13 protein-coding genes are annotated in these 16,318 nt (G+C 67.5%); 9 read left to right on the top strand and 4 right to left on the bottom strand.

Going from position 1 to position 16,318, the window contains the following annotated elements:
* The first annotated feature begins 25 nt into the window (after nt 1-25).
* Nucleotides 26-3,637, top strand: coding sequence for a chromosome segregation protein SMC (gene smc / locus QWJ37_RS06920; RefSeq protein ID WP_290244892.1), 3,612 nt, complete (start codon nt 26-28; stop codon nt 3,635-3,637).
* A 34-nt stretch (nt 3,638-3,671) separates the two neighbouring features.
* On the opposite strand, the gene QWJ37_RS06925 is transcribed toward smc, so the two are convergent.
* Both QWJ37_RS06925 and QWJ37_RS06930 read right to left on the bottom strand, forming a co-directional pair.
* A complete protein-coding gene (locus QWJ37_RS06925; protein WP_227927635.1) occupies nt 3,672-4,403 on the bottom strand; it encodes a glutamine amidotransferase in 732 nt (243 codons plus the stop codon).
* Entirely contained in the window at nt 4,400-5,626 is a 1,227-nt protein-coding gene (locus tag QWJ37_RS06930; protein WP_227901472.1) for an MFS transporter, read from the bottom strand. The genes QWJ37_RS06925 and QWJ37_RS06930 overlap by 4 nt, the downstream gene beginning before the upstream one ends.
* A gap of 65 nt (nt 5,627-5,691) precedes the next feature.
* Between QWJ37_RS06930 and ftsY the strand changes: the two genes are divergently transcribed.
* Nucleotides 5,692-6,879, top strand: a complete 1,188-nt coding sequence (gene ftsY, locus QWJ37_RS06935) for a signal recognition particle-docking protein FtsY (RefSeq protein WP_227927637.1) — start codon at nt 5,692-5,694, stop codon at nt 6,877-6,879.
* A 109-nt stretch (nt 6,880-6,988) separates the two neighbouring features.
* On the opposite strand, the gene QWJ37_RS06940 is transcribed toward ftsY, so the two are convergent.
* Nucleotides 6,989-8,656 carry a hypothetical protein gene (locus QWJ37_RS06940; RefSeq protein WP_290244893.1) on the bottom strand — a complete coding sequence of 556 codons (1,668 nt, stop codon included), beginning with the start codon at nt 8,654-8,656 and terminating at the stop codon, nt 6,989-6,991.
* Between the two features lie 237 nt (nt 8,657-8,893).
* Here QWJ37_RS06940 and QWJ37_RS06945 point away from each other — a divergent pair, with 237 nt between their 5' ends.
* The gene (locus QWJ37_RS06945; RefSeq protein WP_227901475.1) at nt 8,894-10,189 is read left to right on the top strand and encodes an ammonium transporter; all 1,296 of its coding nucleotides are present in this window, start codon (nt 8,894-8,896) and stop codon (nt 10,187-10,189) included.
* Nucleotides 10,186-10,524 carry a P-II family nitrogen regulator gene (locus tag QWJ37_RS06950; protein ID WP_227901476.1) on the top strand — a complete coding sequence of 113 codons (339 nt, stop codon included), beginning with the start codon at nt 10,186-10,188 and terminating at the stop codon, nt 10,522-10,524. Before QWJ37_RS06945 ends, QWJ37_RS06950 begins: the two co-directional genes overlap by 4 nt.
* Nucleotides 10,525-10,529: 5 nt before the next feature.
* On the opposite strand, the gene QWJ37_RS06955 is transcribed toward QWJ37_RS06950, so the two are convergent.
* The gene (locus QWJ37_RS06955) at nt 10,530-11,924 is read right to left on the bottom strand and encodes a glucose-6-phosphate dehydrogenase (RefSeq protein ID WP_290244894.1); all 1,395 of its coding nucleotides are present in this window, start codon (nt 11,922-11,924) and stop codon (nt 10,530-10,532) included.
* Nucleotides 11,925-12,053: 129 nt separating this feature from the next.
* On the opposite strand from QWJ37_RS06955, the gene ffh reads away from it, so the two are divergent.
* The 5 genes from ffh to QWJ37_RS06980 all read left to right on the top strand — a co-directional run bounded on the left by ffh (nt 12,054) and on the right by QWJ37_RS06980 (nt 16,279).
* A complete protein-coding gene (gene ffh / locus QWJ37_RS06960) occupies nt 12,054-13,637 on the top strand; it encodes a signal recognition particle protein (RefSeq protein WP_290244895.1) in 1,584 nt (527 codons plus the stop codon).
* Between the two features lie 103 nt (nt 13,638-13,740).
* Nucleotides 13,741-14,304: an NUDIX hydrolase gene (locus QWJ37_RS06965; protein ID WP_290244896.1), complete on the top strand. Its 564-nt coding sequence runs from the start codon at nt 13,741-13,743 to the stop codon at nt 14,302-14,304.
* The gene (locus QWJ37_RS06970) at nt 14,301-14,846 is read left to right on the top strand and encodes a GNAT family N-acetyltransferase (protein ID WP_290244897.1); all 546 of its coding nucleotides are present in this window, start codon (nt 14,301-14,303) and stop codon (nt 14,844-14,846) included. Before QWJ37_RS06965 ends, QWJ37_RS06970 begins: the two co-directional genes overlap by 4 nt.
* 7 nt (nt 14,847-14,853) lie before the next feature.
* Nucleotides 14,854-15,372, top strand: coding sequence for a GrpB family protein (locus QWJ37_RS06975; RefSeq protein ID WP_290244898.1), 519 nt, complete (start codon nt 14,854-14,856; stop codon nt 15,370-15,372).
* A 25-nt stretch (nt 15,373-15,397) separates the two neighbouring features.
* Entirely contained in the window at nt 15,398-16,279 is an 882-nt protein-coding gene (locus tag QWJ37_RS06980; protein ID WP_227901482.1) for a VOC family protein, read from the top strand.
* Nucleotides 16,280-16,318 lie beyond the last annotated feature (39 nt).

The raw sequence follows: 16,318 nt of genomic DNA on the forward strand, positions 1-16,318 counted from the left end.
ACCCCGGCAGGAGAGATTAACCCCAGTGCATCTGAAGACCCTGACCATGCGAGGCTTCAAGTCCTTCGCATCGGCCACCACCTTTGAGTTTGAACCCGGCGTAACCGCCGTGGTGGGCCCCAACGGTTCCGGGAAGTCCAACGTGGTGGATGCCCTGGCCTGGGTGATGGGGGAACAGGGCGCGAAAACACTGCGCGGCGGCAAGATGGAGGACGTGATCTTTGCCGGTACCTCGGGCCGGCAGGCCCTGGGCCGGGCACAGGTATCGCTGACCATCGACAACGCCGACGGCGCGCTGCCGATCGAATACTCCGAAGTCACTATTTCGCGCACCCTTTTCCGTGCCGGCGGCTCCGAGTACGCCATCAACGGCAGCCCCTGCCGGCTTCTGGACATCCAGGAACTGCTCTCCGATTCCGGCTTGGGCCGTGAGATGCATGTCATAGTCGGGCAGGGCCAGCTGGATAAAGTGCTGCACGCGACGCCGGAGGAACGCCGGGGGTTTATCGAGGAGGCGGCAGGCATCCTCAAGCACCGACGGCGCAAGGAAAAAACGCTGCGCAAGCTTGAGGCCATGCAGGCGAACCTGGCGCGGGTGACGGACCTGACCGCCGAACTGCGCCGCCAGCTCGGCCCGCTGGGCAAGCAGGCGGCCGTGGCGCGCCGCGCCAAGACCGTGCAGCAGGACGTCCGCGACGCCCGCTCACGCCTGCTCGCCGATGATTTGGCCACCCTGAAGGCCTCCTACGAAAAAGAAGCTGCAGATGAAGCGGCACTCAAGGCACGGCGTGCGCAGGTTGAAGAAGCGGTAGCGGCCGGCCGGCAACGGCAGGCGGAGCTGGAGACACTGGCCGCCCAGGCGGCTCCGGCGCTGAACGCCGCCCGGGAGACCTGGTATGAGCTCTCTTCGCTGCAGGAACGGTTCCGTTCCCTCAGCGCACTGGCCTCTGAACGTGCCCGGCTGCTGGGGACCGAAGAGCCCGCAGCCGGTTCCGGACGGGACCCGGAGCAGCTGCTGGCCTCCGCGGAGCGGGTACGGGCGGAGGCCGCCGCACTTGAAGCGGACATCAGCGACCGGCAGGCACGGCTGGAGGACGCCGTCGAAATCCGTGAGGACGCCGAGGAGGAGGCGGCTGCCGAGGAGAAACGCCTCGCGGCCGTGCTCCGTGCGGCGGCGGACCGCCGCGAAGGGCTGGCCCGGCTGTCCGGGCAGGAAGATGCTGCCCGCTCCCGGCTGGCTTCCGCGCAGGCCGAACTGGAGCGGCTGCAGGGATCAATCACGGCAGCGGGGGAGCGCCGGGCAACCGCGCAGGCGGAGTTTGAGCAGCTTGAGGTGTCCGTTGCCGGTGACGAAGCCGGCGAAGCGGACCTCGACGCCGGCTATGAGGCGGCCGAGGCAGAACTGGCGGCCGCCCGGGATGCGGTGGAGCAGTTGCTGGACACCCGCAATGAAGCGGTGCGTGAAATGGAGACCCTCTCGGCGCGCAGGGACGCGCTCGCCGTGGGGCTGGACCGCCGCGACGGCAGCGGGGCACTGCGTGAGGCCGGCGTTGCGGGAGTGCTGGCGCCGCTGGCCGATCTGATCAGCGTCAAGCCGGGGTATGAGAGGGCAGTCGAGGCGGCCCTGGGTGCTTCCGCGGAAGCGCTCGCGGTGGATGACCTGGCAGCCGCTGCCCGGGCGCTGCGCCACCTCAAGGACACCGGCGACGGGCAGGTCGAGCTGTTGCTGGGCGGACTTCCGGCCGGGCACACGGTCCTGTCCGCCGCCGACGGCCCTGACCTTGTGCCAGGGGCAGTGCCGCTACTGTCCCTGATCAGTGCCGATGCCAGGATCCAGGCAGCGCTGAACCAGCTGCTGGCAGACACCGTGGCAGTGGAGAGTCTGGATGATGCCGCGGCACTGGTATCCGCCCGGCCCGGGGTCACCGCCGTGACATCCGGCGGGGACGTGCTGTCCGTGTTCAGGGCCCGCGGCGGATCAGCCTCGGCGCCGGGGCTCATCGCGATCCAGGCCGCGGTGGAGGAGACCGATGCCCGGCTGGCCGCTGCGCGGACCCGGGCGGAGCAGGCCGGTGCAGGCATGGCCGAGGCGGAAGCCCAGGTCGACGCCTGCCGGGCCCGCAGCAAAGCAGCGCTGTCCGCACTGCACGAGTCCGATGCCCGGCTGGCCGCCGTTGCCGAGCGCCTTGGCACACTGGCCTCCGCGGTCAGGGCCGCCACGGGCGAAGCCGAACGCCTTGCCGCGCTGGTGGCCACTGCGGAGGCAAATGTGGCGGACGCGGAAGAGCACCTGGCAACGGTGTCCGGCAGGCTTGCCGCCGCCGGGCAGGAACAGCTGCCCGACGCGGAACCGTCCGCCGCCGAGCGCGACGCACTGGCGCTGCGGGCGGCCTCGGCCCGCCGGGCGGAAATGGATGCCCGGCTGGCGCTGCGGTCAGCGGAGGAGCAGCTGAAGGCAGTGTCCGGGCGGGCAGAATCGCTGGAACGGGCGGCAGCGGCAGAACAGCGGGCAAGGGCGGCAGCAGTTGAACGCGCCCGGCACCGTGCCCGGCAGCAGGCCCGGGCTGAAGCCGTGGCCGCCGCGGCCGAGACTGTGCTTGCCCGCCTGCAGCACTCGTTGTCGCTCGCGGCGGAGGAAAGGGACCGCGCCGAGGAGAACCGAGCCGCGCGCGACGCCGAACTCTCGTCCGTGCGCGCAGCCAACGTTGAAGCCGCAGCCGAGCTTGCCGGGCTCACCGACTCCGTGCACCGGGATGAACTCAACCGTGCCCAGCACGCCCTGCGGATCGAGGCACTGGAAGCCCGCGCACTGGAAGAGCTGGGCGTCACCGCCGAGCATCTGCTGGCCCATTTCGGCCCCGACCAGCCGGTTCCGGTGCCGGCGGAAGCCGAAGGCGCCGGAACGGACAAATGGGCGGCACTGCACATCCCGGTGGACGAGGACGGCAATCCACTCATGCAGGGCGTCCCCTATGTGCGGGCCGAACAGGAAAAGCGGCTGAAACGGGCGCAGCGGGACCTGGCCGCCCTGGGCAAGGTCAACCCGCTCGCCCTGGAGGAATTCGCCGCGTTGGAGGAACGCCACCAGTTCCTCTCCACCCAGCTGGAGGATCTGAAAGCCACCCGCCGGGACCTGCTGGACATCATTGCGGACGTCGACCGCCGGGTGGAGGAAGTCTTCACGGCCGCCTACCGCGACACCGCCGAACAGTTTGAACACGTGTTTGCGCGGCTGTTCCCGGGCGGCGAGGGCCGCCTGGTGCTCACCGAACCGGAGAACATGCTGACCACCGGCATCGAAGTGCAGGCGCGGCCGGCCGGCAAAAAGATCAAGCGGCTTTCGCTGCTGTCCGGGGGAGAGAGGTCGCTGACCGCAGTGGCGCTGCTGGTGGCCATTTTCAAGGCCCGCCCCTCACCGTTTTACGTGATGGATGAGGTCGAGGCGGCACTGGATGATACGAACCTTGGCCGGCTGATCGGTATCTTCGAAGAGCTGCGCGAATCCAGCCAGCTGATTGTGATCACCCACCAGAAACGCACCATGGAGGTGGCGGACGCCCTCTACGGCGTGACGATGCGCGGCGACGGCGTTTCGACCGTCATCAGCCAGCGGATCGAACGCGGGACCGGCAGCTGACCCCGGTACGGCGGGCCGCGCCTGGCCGCGCTAGCTAGCGGGCGTACCGGGCGGTGAAGTTGGCCAGCACCTGCGGAGGCACGTGCACCGCCGAGCCGCGGACGGCCTCCATGACGGTCTCCGCTTCCTCCGGCGGGAAATATCCGGCGTGCCGGTACACGGAAATCCGGGTCAGCAGACCGGCCACATCCAGTTCCGGATGGAACTGGGTGGCGTACAGGTTGGACTTGATCCGGAACATCTGGACCGGGCAGGTGGCCGATCCCGCCAGGTTCACCGCATGCGGCGGCAGCTGGGCCACCGCTTCCTTATGCCCCACATACGCGGAGAAACGCTCCGGCACCCCGTCCAGCAGCGGGTCCCGCCGGCCCTCGGCGGTCAGTCGGATTTCCACCGGTCCAATGGGCTCGCCGTAGGTGCGGTCCACCGTCCCGCCCTGGTGGCGGCCCAGCGTTCCCACCCCGTAACAGGCGCCGAAGAACGGAAAGTCGCGGGCCACGACGTCGTCCAGCAGCTGTCCGAGTTCGGCCTCCACCCGCAGCTGGACAGCGGACTTGGACTCCTCCGGATCACTTGAATTGAACGGGCTGCCGCCGACAATGATGCCGCTGTAGTCCGCCAGGTTCACCGGGGGCATCGGTTCCTTCTCCAGCCGGACCCGGTGCAGCTGCTCTTCCGCGAGGCCGCCGAAGCGCAGGAAGGAGGCATACTCCTCATCCGCGGCGTCGTCTTCGGCGCGGGTGGCAACAAGCAGGAAAGGCTTCATTCCTCGATGGTAGTGCGGGCCTCGGCTGCCTTACGCGAAGGCAGGGTTTCCCGCGCCGCCAGCCAGGCCACGAAGGCCATGGCCACGATGCCGCCGGTCACCCCGAACGCCCATGAGTAGCCCAGCGAATCCGCCAGCATACCGGCCAGCACCGGCCCGGCAATGGCTCCGGTATCGCTGGCCATCTGGAAGGTGGCCAGGACCTTGCCGCCGCTGCGTCCGTTGCCGATGATGTCACCGACCGCGGCCTGCTGGGCGGGGTTGAGCAGGCCGGTGCCCATACCGGCAATGACGGAGATGATCAGGAACTCGGTCACGCTGGAGCTGAAACCGATCATCGCGGTGGCCACGGCGTTCACCGCCAGCCCGATCAGCAGCAGCGGGCGGCGGCCCCAGCTGTCGGCCAGCCGTCCGGAGAAGGTCAGGACGACGGCGGTGCCCACGGCGAAGGCGGTCAGGGAAATACCGGCCACCTCGGGGCCGGCGGACAGGGCGGCAGCGGCGAACAGCGGCACCAGGGCGTTTCGGACGCCGAAGGAGGACCAGCCGTTGGCGAAGGAGGAGACCAGGGCGCCCCGGTAGGCCGAATCGCGCAGCGCTTCCCGCACGGTCAGCACCGGCAGGCCGGCAGGCTTGGTCTCCTCCGCGCCGGGGGCGGGCCGGGCGTCCTTGAGGCGCAGGAACACCACGCCGGCCGCCACCACCAGGGCGCCGGCATACACCAGGAACGGAACCCGCAGGCCAAAACCGGCCAGCAGGCCGCCGAGCAGCGGCCCGCCGATATTGCCGAGCAGGAAGGACGAGGCGTAGGCGCTGGACACCCGGCCGCGGACTTCAGGAGGAGCCAGCCTGATGATGAGCGCCATGGCGGAAATGGTGAACATCGTCGAGCCGATGCCGCCGAGGCCGCGGAAAATCAGCAGCTGCCAGTAGCTCTGGGCGAAAGCGCAGGCGGCCGTGGACAGCGCCACGATCAGCAGGCCGGCGATATACACGGGGCGTTCACCGAGTTTTTCCAGCAGCACGCCGCCGGCCGGGGCGAACACCAGCCGGGTGAAGGCAAAGGCGCTGACGATCACCGACGATGCCGTGACGCCGACGTCGAAACTCAGCGCGAACTGCGGCAGGACAGGGGCCACTATGCCGAAGCCGAGGGCAATGACGAAGGCGGCCGCGATAAGGACCTTGATTTCCTGCGGGATTCGGATTCGGGGAGTGCGCACCATAATAAGCTGATTCTCTCAGATGCCCGGGTGGCCCGTGAGCGGCATATGAGAAGCTTGGAAGCGTGAATGAGACCCTATCGATAGTGATCTACGTCCTCGTCGCCCTGGCGGTGGTCGGCTCTGTGGCTGCGCTGCTGGTAAGGACCCGGCGCACACCCAAGAGCATGTATCCCACCCGGCGCGACGCCAATGATCCGGTGACCGGATCCGCCGCCGGCACCGACACGCTGGAAGCGCCGCCGGGGGAGACCGACGTCGTTGTTCCCGACGACCTCCGCGACCTGGAGGAAACCCCCGCCCCGCCGGCCCGGACCATTGAAACCCCGGAACCGGTACAGGGCCGTCTGGCCCGGCTGCGGGCCCGGCTGGCCAAATCCAACAATGCCCTGGGCAAGGCGCTGCTGGCCCTGCTCTCCAGCGACAAGATCGATGAAGACGTCTGGGACGAGATTGAGGAAACCCTTCTCCTGGCAGACCTCGGCACCGAGCCCACCATGGAACTGGTGGACGCGCTGCGCTCGCGGGTCAAGGTTTCCGGCAGCCAGGATCCGCAGGAAGTCCACGCGATGCTGCGCGAGGAACTGATCAAGCTGGTTGATCCGACCATGGACCGTTCCCTCGCCGTCGAGCGCCACGCCGAGACTCCGGCCGTGGTGATGGTGGTCGGCGTCAACGGCGTCGGCAAAACCACCACCGTGGGCAAGCTGGCCCGCGTTCTTGTGGCCGAGGACAAGGATGTGCTGCTGGGCGCCGCGGATACCTTCCGTGCCGCAGCGGCCGAACAGCTGGCCACGTGGGGCCAGCGCGTGGGTGTCCCCACGGTGCGCTCCGACGTTGACGGTGCGGACCCGGCATCGGTGGCCTTCGAAGCGGTCAAGGCCGGCATCGACGGCGAAGTGGACGTGGTCCTTATCGACACCGCCGGACGGCTGCAGAACAAGGTCGGCCTGATGGACGAGCTCGGCAAGGTCAAGCGCGTCATCGAGAAGCAGGCCGCCGTGGACGAGGTCCTGCTGGTCCTGGACGCCACTACCGGCCAGAACGGCCTGACCCAGGCGAAGGTCTTCGCCGAGGTGGTCAACATCTCCGGCATTGTCCTGACGAAGCTGGACGGCACCGCCAAGGGCGGCATCGTCGTCGCCATCCAGCGCACCCTGGGTGTGCCCGTGAAGCTGGTGGGCCTGGGCGAAGGCGCAGATGACCTGGCACCCTTCGAAGCCGAGAGCTTCGTGGACGCACTGCTGAGCTAGGCCGGGCCGGCCAGCGACGCAGCCAGCCAAAGACAATGCCCCGCCCTCCGAACAGGAGGGCGGGGCATTGTGCTGTCCGGGGGGGCACGGATACCGTGCCGGGTGCGGCTTAGAACGTGAAATTCAGGACGGTGACCGTCCCGGCGGTCAGCGGGAACGTCTGAGTGCTGGATCCGTAGGCAAAGCCGGGAACGGTCAGCCGCTCGGCGGCCGGCGTGCCCTCTGCGGGCGCCCCGTCAATCAGGGTGCCGTCCTGGGCGCCGTATGCCGGGCCGGTCATCTGCGACATGGTTCCCGTGAGGGCCTTGCCCGGCAGCTCCAGGGTGACCTGGGACTGGGCGTCCGTCTCCGGATTGTGGTTGTTCACCACCACAACGCTGATGCTTCCGTCCGCATGGCGGATGGCGTAGGGGTACGTCAGCTCACCTGATGCAGTTTCCACCTTGAGGAAGTCTCCCGCGGGCATCTCGGCGACCATGGACAGGCCGTAGTAGTTTGCCCGCTCGTCCACCCGCCCGTTGGGCTGAAGGTATTCCCCGCCAATGCAGATGGCGGACATGGGCGGACCGCCGGTGCAGGTGATGAGGGAACTGTGGAAGCTGACGCGGGAGATCCCCAGCTGCGCTGCACTCAGGGCGTAGTCGGCGCTCCACAGTGCCGAGGCATGGGTTTTTGTGGTCTCGTTGGAGCCCGGGCATGCTGACACACCGGTTTCCGGGATCCAGGTCTGCAACCCGTTGGCGAGGGCCGGCTTCAGGGCTTCGCCCCGGAAGTCGTTGGCATGGTCGTGGATGTATCTGTTGGTCAGGTTGGGCATAACCGGCTTGCCCAGCGGATCTGCTCCCTCGCAGGAGGACAGCGGGTAATGGTGGAAGGAAAGGATCCTCTCCTGCGGCAGGGGAGTCTCGGCAAAAGCCTTCCACCAGGCGGACTCGTAGGTTCCCGGCCCGATAATCGGAACCTCGGGGGCTACGGCGTAGATGGCCTCGGCGTAGGCCTTGAGCTCGGTGAGGTAGTCCGGGATCCCATAACCGGAACCGCGCAGGCCCGTTTTGGCAAACCCATTGGGTTCATTGCCCACCGTGATGCCGGTCAGGCGCTCGCCGAAGGCGGCCGTAGCAGCCTTGGCCATATCGGCGGCACGGGCCGGATCGTAGTTACCCAGATCCACGGTCAGGGCGATCTCGCCGTCCACCGCTTCCAGGAGGGTGTTGACCCGCTGCAGGTCTGCGGGGGTAACGGCGCGCACCGGGTGGGCCTTGTCCCCTTTGAGGTTCCCCGGGATGGCTTCCCCGGCGGAGGTCCAAAAGAACCGGCGGTCCACGGCGTTGCCGCCGAAACGCAGCAGCGGGCGTCCGAGGCCGGAGAGCGACTCCACCATTTCCGGGTTATCGCCGGACAGTGACGGATCGGCCAGGTCGGTGGCCTCCAGCGAGAGGCCCACGAGGCCGTCGGGGAGGAACGTTCCGGTGGTTTCCGCGGCGATCTTGACGGACAACGGGGCAACCGGGTTCAGGGGCGAGCCCTCCGGAGGGCCCATCTGCTGGTAATAGCTGAACTCGGGGGCGGGCGGCAGCGTGGGAGCGGCTTCGACGCTGAAGGTTGCCCCGGTGGGTCCTGCTGCGGGCGCTTCATCGCCGTCCAGGAGAACCGGGACGACGACGGCGGCCGCGGCCGCGACGGCCAGTGCCGCGGCGCCGGCCAGCACTTTCTTTCGGCGCGAATTCCGGCGTTCTCCGGGAGGGGCCTCACGGTTGGTGGGGGTGTCTTGTGGCACGGATGGTCCTTCGGTTTGAGACAGTGCCACCAATCCTGCCACAGGGGGCATCCGGCTCCCGCTGCCACCCGGGTACCCGGTGGCGGATACCTGCCCGAAACCGTTCCGACACGGGCCTTTTACCGGAGCAGCGGCTTTGTAACCTCCCGGCAACACCATCAGGCACACCCGGAAATCTGGCCCCGGCAAAGTTCTTTCCAGGCGGGAAAGACCCGCCACAGGTGAAGGGACGTGAAGATGGATCTGTCAGCAGGTCACGTCTGGGTGATGGTTTCTGCGGCGCTCGTGCTGCTTATGACACCGGGGGTGGCATTCTTTTACGGCGGCATGACCCGCGCCAAGGCTGCATTGAACATGATGATGATGAGCTTCGTATCCATTGGGCTCGTTGGTGTGGTCTGGGTGCTCTGGGGCTTCTCCATGACGGGCGGAGACGGCATCGCCGGCCTGTTCGGCAACCCCTTCACCTCCTTTGGCCTGGAGGACATCCTCGGTACGGAGGATCTGATCAGTGCCGGCTACGGGGCCACCTTTGCCATCATCACCGTGGCCCTGATCAGCGGGGCGATAGCGGACCGCACAAAGTTCGGCGCCTGGGCGGTGTTTGTACCCATCTGGGTAACGCTGGTGTACTGCCCGCTGGCCTTTATGGTCTGGGGCGGCGGGCTGCTCGGCGCTGAAGGAGCGGTGGGCTCCGTGGTGGGCGAAGCCATCGACTTCGCGGGCGGCACCGTGGTCCACATCAACGCCGGCGTTGCAGGCCTGGTACTCGCCCTGATCATTGGCAAGCGCAAGGGATTCGGCAAGGACCCCAGCCAGCGGCCGCACAACATCCCCTTCGTGATGCTCGGCGCCACCCTGCTCTGGTTCGGCTGGTTCGGGTTCAACGGCGGCGCGGCCGGGACTGCCGAAGAGGCAGGTCTTATCTGGATCAACACCCTCGCCGCTCCCGCAGCCGCCATGCTCGGCTGGCTGCTGACCGAACGGATCCGCGACGGACGCGCTACCTCGCTGGGGGCCGCCTCGGGAGTTGTGGCCGGCCTTGTGGCCATCACTCCGGCCTGCGCCAACGTCAGCCCGCTGGGCGCCGTGGGGCTTGGACTGGTTGCCGGTGTGCTCGCGGCCCTGGCCGTCGGGCTCAAGTACCGTTTCGGCTATGACGACTCGCTGGACGTTGTCGGCGTGCACCTCGTTGCGGGTCTGGTGGGCACCCTGGCCCTGGGCTTCATTGCACTGCCGGTGGACGGCGCCGGCGGCGGCCTGTTCTACGGCGGCGGACTTGCCCAGCTCGGCGCCCAGCTCGCCGCAGCACTGATCGCCATCGTGTTCGCAGCGGTGATGACCCTGGTGATCGGCCTGGCCATCCACAAGACCATGGGCTTCCGGGTATCCGAAGAAGCCGAGGTCAACGGTGTGGACCTGAGCGAACACGCGGAAACCGCTTACGAATTCGGCGGCCTGGGCACCGGCGGATCCTTTACGCCCTTCCCCGAAACAGCACGCACCACCACCAAGGAGACGGTCAACTCATGAAACTCGTAACCGCCATTGTCCGCCCGGAGAAGCTGGACGCCGTCCGGGGGAGCCTGGAGAGCTACGGAGTCCAGGGACTTACGGTCAGCTCCGCCAACGGCTACGGCCGCCAGCGCGGCCACACCGAGGTCTACCGCGGCGCGGAGTACACCGTGGACCTGCTGCCCAAGGTCCGGGTGGAGGTACTGGTGGCCAATGATTGGGTCAATGACATTGTTGATGTCCTGGTGTCCACCGCCAACACCGGCCGCGCCGGCGACGGGAAGGTATGGGTGGTGAACGTGGAGGAGGCGCTGCGCGTCCGTACCGGGGAGCGCGGGGACAGCGCCCTCTAATAGCGCTACAGGTCCGCCCGGCTGGTATCCCAGCCGGGCGGTCCCTGCGTTCCGGCCCGGTATTCCTCCAGCGGCACCTCATCCGCGGCCCAGGCCCGCACCACCGGATCCACTATCCGCCAGCATTCCTCCGCAATATCGGCACGCACGGAGAGCAGAGGGTCTCCGTCCAGTACGGATTCAATCACCTCGCCGTACGGAGTCAGGTGCGACATGTGGGTCGGTCCCGTCAGCCCGGTGCGCTCGAGCCGGAAGACATTCTCGGGACCGTTGACGTTCAGTTCAAGTTCAATCTCCGCCGGGCCGAAGGATATCCGCAGCCGGGAGGGCAGATCCGTCACCCCCGTGAATCCGGCCGGCAGATGGCTCACGGGCCGGAACGTCACCAGCACCTCCTTGCGCGTCCGGTCCATCGCTTTTCCGGAACGCAGGATGAACGGGACGCCGGCCCAGCGGTCATTGCTGATGTGGACCACCACCTCGGCCAGGGTCTCGGTGCCCCGGGACGGATCGACGCCGGGGGAGTCTGCATAGGCCTGCAGTTCCTCGCCGTCCACGGCTCCGGCAGTGTAGCGGGCACGGCGGCTGCCGGTCGCCGGATCGATGGTTGCTGCCCGCAGGGTGGCGGCCACGAGGTCACGCAGATCGCGCTCGCCGAGGGTGGCCGGCACGCCGATGGCCATAAAAGCCATCACATGCAGAAGGTGGCTTTGGATCATGTCTTTCAAGGCACCGGCGTTGTCGTAGTACTTTGCCCGTCCTTCCAGCCCCAGCTGCTCATCAAATACCACTTCCACTTTTTCGATGTGCAGGTTGTTCCACGCAGGCTCCAGCAGCCGGTTGGTGAACCTGAGCCCCAGGATGTCCATCACCGTGGTCATGCCCAGGAAATGGTCCACCCGGAAGACGTCCGCCTCCGGGACCAGGCGGGACAGCGCCTGGTTGAGGGCCACGGCCGAATCCCGGTCACTGCCGAAGGGTTTCTCCAAGACCAGGCGGGTACCCGGTGGCAGGTCCCGCAGGCGGTCCACCGTTTGCGCGGTGAGTGCCGGGGGAAGCGCTAAGTAGACGGCCAGCGGGCCGGGCAGCTCCCGGATGCGCTCGTTCACTTCGGTTCCGGAGGAGAGATCCAGCCTCAGGTAGCGGGAACGGTCCACCGTTTCGCGCAGCTGCTCCCGCCCGGCACTGTCCGCTGCCTCGTAGGCAGAGTCGAAGCTGGAGCGCATCCGGTCCTGCCACTGCTCACGGGTCCAGTCCCGGGACCCCGAACCGATCACCGTGATTCCCGGTGCCCGGCCCTGGCCGACCACCCGGGCCAGCCCGGGAAGCAGCAGCCGGCCGGAAAGGTCTCCGGTGCCGCCAAGGATCAGCAGGGTGCGCACGTGCTCAGGATCCGGCATTTATCCAGCCTCCCACTGCATCCGCTTCCGAGTAAGGCTGTGGCGGCAATTTGCCGGACCGGCTTGGTACCCTTAACAGCTGGGCCTGCCAAACAAGGCGAAGAAACTGACGAAAGAAGTGCGCGGCACGTGTTCAATTCACTGTCTGACCGGTTGACTTCAACCTTCAAAAACCTGCGAGGCAAGGGCCGGCTCACCGAGGCCGATGTCGACGCCACCGTACGCGAGATCCGCCGCGCCCTGCTGGACGCCGATGTCGCCGTTCCGGTAGTGCGCGCCTTCACGGCGTCGGTCAAGGAACGCGCCCTGGGGCTGGAAGTTTCCCAGGCCCTGAACCCGGGCCAGCAGGTGGTCAAGATTGTCAACGAGGAGCTCAAGAGCATCCTCGGCGGCGAGACCCGCCGGCTGCGTCTGGCCAAGAACCCTCCGACGGTCATCATGCTCGCAGGCCTCCAGGGTGCCGGTAAGACCACCCTCGCAGGCAAGCTGTCCAAGCACCTGAAGTCCCAGGGCCACAGCCCCCTGCTCGTGGCAGCGGATCTCCAGCGGCCCAACGCCGTCCGCCAGCTCCAGGTCAACGGCGAACGCGCCGGCGTACCGGTCTACGCACCGCACCCCGGCGTCTCCTCCGAATTCGAAGCCGCCACCGGTGATCCGGTAGCCGTTGCCCGCCAGGGTGTCGAGGAAGCACGCACCAAGCTGCACGACATCGTCATCGTGGACACCGCCGGCCGCCTGGGTGTGGACGCGGAACTGATGCAGCAGGCCGCGGACATCCGCGCCGCCATCAACCCGGACGAAGTTCTTTTCGTCATCGACGCCATGATCGGCCAGGATGCCGTCAACACGGCCCAGGCCTTCAACGAAGGCGTGAATTTCACCGGCGTCGTGCTGACGAAGCTCGACGGCGATGCCCGCGGCGGTGCCGCCCTCTCGGTGGCCTCGGTTACCGGCAAGCCGATCATGTTCGCCTCCACCGGTGAGGCGCTGACCGACTTCGAGGTCTTCCACCCGGACCGCATGGCCAGCCGTATTCTGGACCTCGGCGACGTCCTGACCCTGATCGAGCAGGCCGAACAGAGCTGGGACAAGGACGAAGCCAACCGGATGGCGAAGAAGTTCGCCGACCAGGAAGACTTCACCCTCGACGACTTCCTCGCCCAGATGCAGCAGATCCGCAAGATGGGCTCCATGAAGAAGATGCTCATGATGATGCCCGGCGCTGCCGGCATGCGTGAGCAGCTGGAGAACTTCGACGAGCGCGAGATCGACCGGGTCGAAGCCATTGTCCGCTCCATGACGCCGCACGAGCGCGTGGCCCCGAAGATCATCAACGGCTCCCGCCGCGCCCGCATTGCCCGCGGTTCCGGCGTGCACGTCTCCGAGGTCAACGGCCTCCTGGAGCGCTTTGTCCAGGCCCAGAAGATGATGAAGAAGATGGCCCAGGGCGGCGGCATCCCGGGGATGCCCGGCATGGCCGGCCCCGGCGGTTTCGGCGGCGCACGCAAGAAACAGCAGGCTGCCAAGGGCAAGAAGAAGGCCAAGTCCGGCAACCCCGCCAAGGCAGCGCAGGAACGCGCCGAAGCGGAGGCCCGGCGGTCCGGCACCCGCAAGGCACTGCCCACCGGCAGCGCCTTCGGCGCCCAGGACACGGACTTCGATCCGTCATCGCTGAACCTGCCCAAGGGCTTTGATAAGTTCCTCGGCAAGTAACTCCGCCATGCACGCAACGCCGGACTACCTGTCCGGCGTTGCGTGTTTAACCGTCCTGCATGGTTCCATTGCAGCAGTCCGGCACCACGGAAAAGAGGACACTATGGCAGCACCGGGACTGAGCGGATACTACGGTTCAATCTTCAAGCGGAGCACCACGGCCGGTGCCGTCATCCGCACCGTGGACGGCGGGGTCCTCCTCCTGCGCTACGGGACCGGCCCGTGGCAGCTGCCGGCGGGCGTGGTTAAGGCAGGTGAGGATCCCCGCACCGCCGCCCGCCGCATCGCCCGGGAAACGCTGGATCCCGGGTTCGACGTCGGCCGGGTCCTGGCCGTGGATTATCTGCAGGGAGGCCCGGGCCGGGGCGATTCCATCGCGTTCCTCTTCGACGGCGGAACCCTGGCGACCACGGTGGCGGCCTTCACCGGTGCCGGCGGCGGGTTTGAAGCGCGGTTCCTTCCTGCAGCTGAGTGCCGCCAGATGCTCGACGGCGTCACTGGTAAGCAGCTGGCCGGTGCTCTGCAGGGGCTGGAACTGGGTACGACGGTGGAACTGGTGGACGGGGTGCAGGTGCCGACGGAAGCGGTATTCCCGCCACCGCTGCGCAGGATGATGCCGCCGCTGGAGGACTTTTCCGCAGTTCTCGAACACCGGGAGCGGACATGAAGCGGGAACCTTCATCTGGGCGGGGAGTCCACGTGCGGCCGGCGGACGCCGGTGATTTTCCGCTGTTGCCGGCCCTGGAGGCCGCTTCCGACACCCTGCTGGCCGCGGCGCCGGGTGTGCGGGCCTCGCAGGCGGCACTCCCGCCGGTGGCCACCCTGCCCGAGTTCATTGCTGCCCGCCGGGTCCTGGTAGCCGGACGTCCGCCCGCCGGGTTCGCCCGGCTGGAGGAAATCGACGGGCAGGCACATTTGGAACAGCTTTCGGTCCATCCTGACGCCGCCGGTGCCGGACTGGGGCGGGCACTGGTGGAAGCGGCCCTGGAATGGGCCCGGGAGCAGGGCTATGCCACCATGACGCTTTGCACGTTTGCCGGCGTGCCGTTCAACGCGCCGTTCTATGCCAGCTGCGGTTTCGAGGTTGTGCAGGACCCTCAGGCAGAACTGGGGGCACTGCGACAACACGAAGCGGCACTCGGGCTCGATGCCATGGGGAAGCGGGTGGCAATGCGGGCGCGCCTGCTGCCCGCCTCCGCGGGGGAATGACGCGCTTATGAGCGAACAGCAACCAGTGGTCCTGGTTCCCAGCAGATACGCCGATTGGTCCGCCATGGCAGCCGGGATGGCACGCAGGATCCACCGGCTGGCACCGGCGTCACAGGTGGAGCACATCGGTTCCACCGCCGTGCCGGACCTCGCGGCCAAGGATGTGGTGGACCTGCTGGTTGGTGTTGGGAAGGGCCGGATTCCGGCCGTCGCCGGGGAACTGGCAGCTGCCGGGTTCGATCTGGAGGGCACTCTTCCCGGGCACTGCTGGCTCAGTTATCCCGCCCGTGCAGAACGAAGATATGTGCTGCACGTGGTCGAATTCGGCGGCAGGCCCTGGCAGCGGCGCCTCGCTTTCCGAAACCTGCTCCGAAGTGATCCGCAGGCGCGGGAGCGGTATCTGGCAGCCAAGCGAGACGCAGCGGACGGATCGTCAGGCTGGGACGCCTACACCCAGGCGAAAACTCCGGTGGTCAGCGAATTGCTGGCCGGTATGACGGATGAACAACCGACAGCTCGCTATTAGATGAAGCTTCAAGTAAGCTGTTTACATGAACCTTCAAGTAAGTGACCTGCTGCCGTCCGACCTGTCCATGGGGACGGTAATGCTCAAGGTCGGGGACATGGCCAAGGTGTCCGCCTATTATCGCGGCGCCCTGGGTCTGGAGGTGGTCGCCGAAGCTGACGGCGGCCTGTATCTGGGCAGGGGCGCCGTCCCGCTGGTGCATCTGGCCCCGGCCCCCGGTCTGCAGGTTGCCTCGCGGGGCGAAGCCGGACTGTTCCATACCGCCATTCTGTTTGAGGACCAGGCATCCCTGGCCGCTACGGTTGCCTCTGCCGCCCGGTATGATCCCGCGGCCTTTGTCGGATCCGCCGACCATCTTGTCAGCGAGGCGTTCTACTTCACCGACCCCGAGGGCAACGGCATCGAGCTGTACTACGACAAGCCCCGCGGGGACTGGGAGTGGACTACCACTGCCGCCGGCCGCGAGGTGAAGATGGCTTCCCTCGCCCTGTCCCCGCAGGCCTATCTCCGGGACCACCTGGCCGAAGCGGAACCGGACCGGCTCAGCGCAACGGCCGCCGGCGTCGGACACGTGCATCTGCAGGTGGGGGATACGGCGACAGCCCAGGCGTTTTATGTGGAGACGCTGGGCTTCGAGCGCACAGCGGGTTTCCACGGCCAGGCACTGTTTGTCTCCGCCGGCGGCTATCACCATCACATGGCCATGAATGTGTGGAACAGTCGCGGAGCGGGCCCCCGGCGGGACACCCTGGGCTTGGGCGAGGTGCTCATCGGCGTACCCTCGGCCGACGACGTCGCGGCGCTGGCGGACCGGCTGAAGGTTGCCGGCGTATCCAGTCACCACACGGGTGCGGAGCTCGTGTTTGAGGATCCCTGGCGCAACCGCCTGCGGGTTGCAGTGCGCTGATCCGGTCCCCGCGGGAGATACCTGCCGGCCCGGCGGGTC

Origin of the sequence: Arthrobacter sp. YD2 (assembly GCF_030410475.1) — a bacterium.
Lineage (GTDB): Bacteria > Actinomycetota > Actinomycetes > Actinomycetales > Micrococcaceae > Arthrobacter_B > Arthrobacter_B zhangbolii.

Coding starts and splice junctions, on each gene's coding strand:
- QWJ37_RS06925 (WP_227927635.1), bottom strand. CDS start 4,403: ATGAAGCCTTTCCTGCTTGTTGCCACCCGCGCCGAAGACGACGCCGCG.
- QWJ37_RS06945 (WP_227901475.1), top strand. CDS start 8,894: ATGGATCTGTCAGCAGGTCACGTCTGGGTGATGGTTTCTGCGGCGCTC.
- QWJ37_RS06950 (WP_227901476.1), top strand. CDS start 10,186: ATGAAACTCGTAACCGCCATTGTCCGCCCGGAGAAGCTGGACGCCGTC.
- QWJ37_RS06955 (WP_290244894.1), bottom strand. CDS start 11,924: ATGCCGGATCCTGAGCACGTGCGCACCCTGCTGATCCTTGGCGGCACC.
- QWJ37_RS06965 (WP_290244896.1), top strand. CDS start 13,741: ATGGCAGCACCGGGACTGAGCGGATACTACGGTTCAATCTTCAAGCGG.
- QWJ37_RS06970 (WP_290244897.1), top strand. CDS start 14,301: ATGAAGCGGGAACCTTCATCTGGGCGGGGAGTCCACGTGCGGCCGGCG.
- QWJ37_RS06975 (WP_290244898.1), top strand. CDS start 14,854: ATGAGCGAACAGCAACCAGTGGTCCTGGTTCCCAGCAGATACGCCGAT.
- QWJ37_RS06980 (WP_227901482.1), top strand. CDS start 15,398: ATGAACCTTCAAGTAAGTGACCTGCTGCCGTCCGACCTGTCCATGGGG.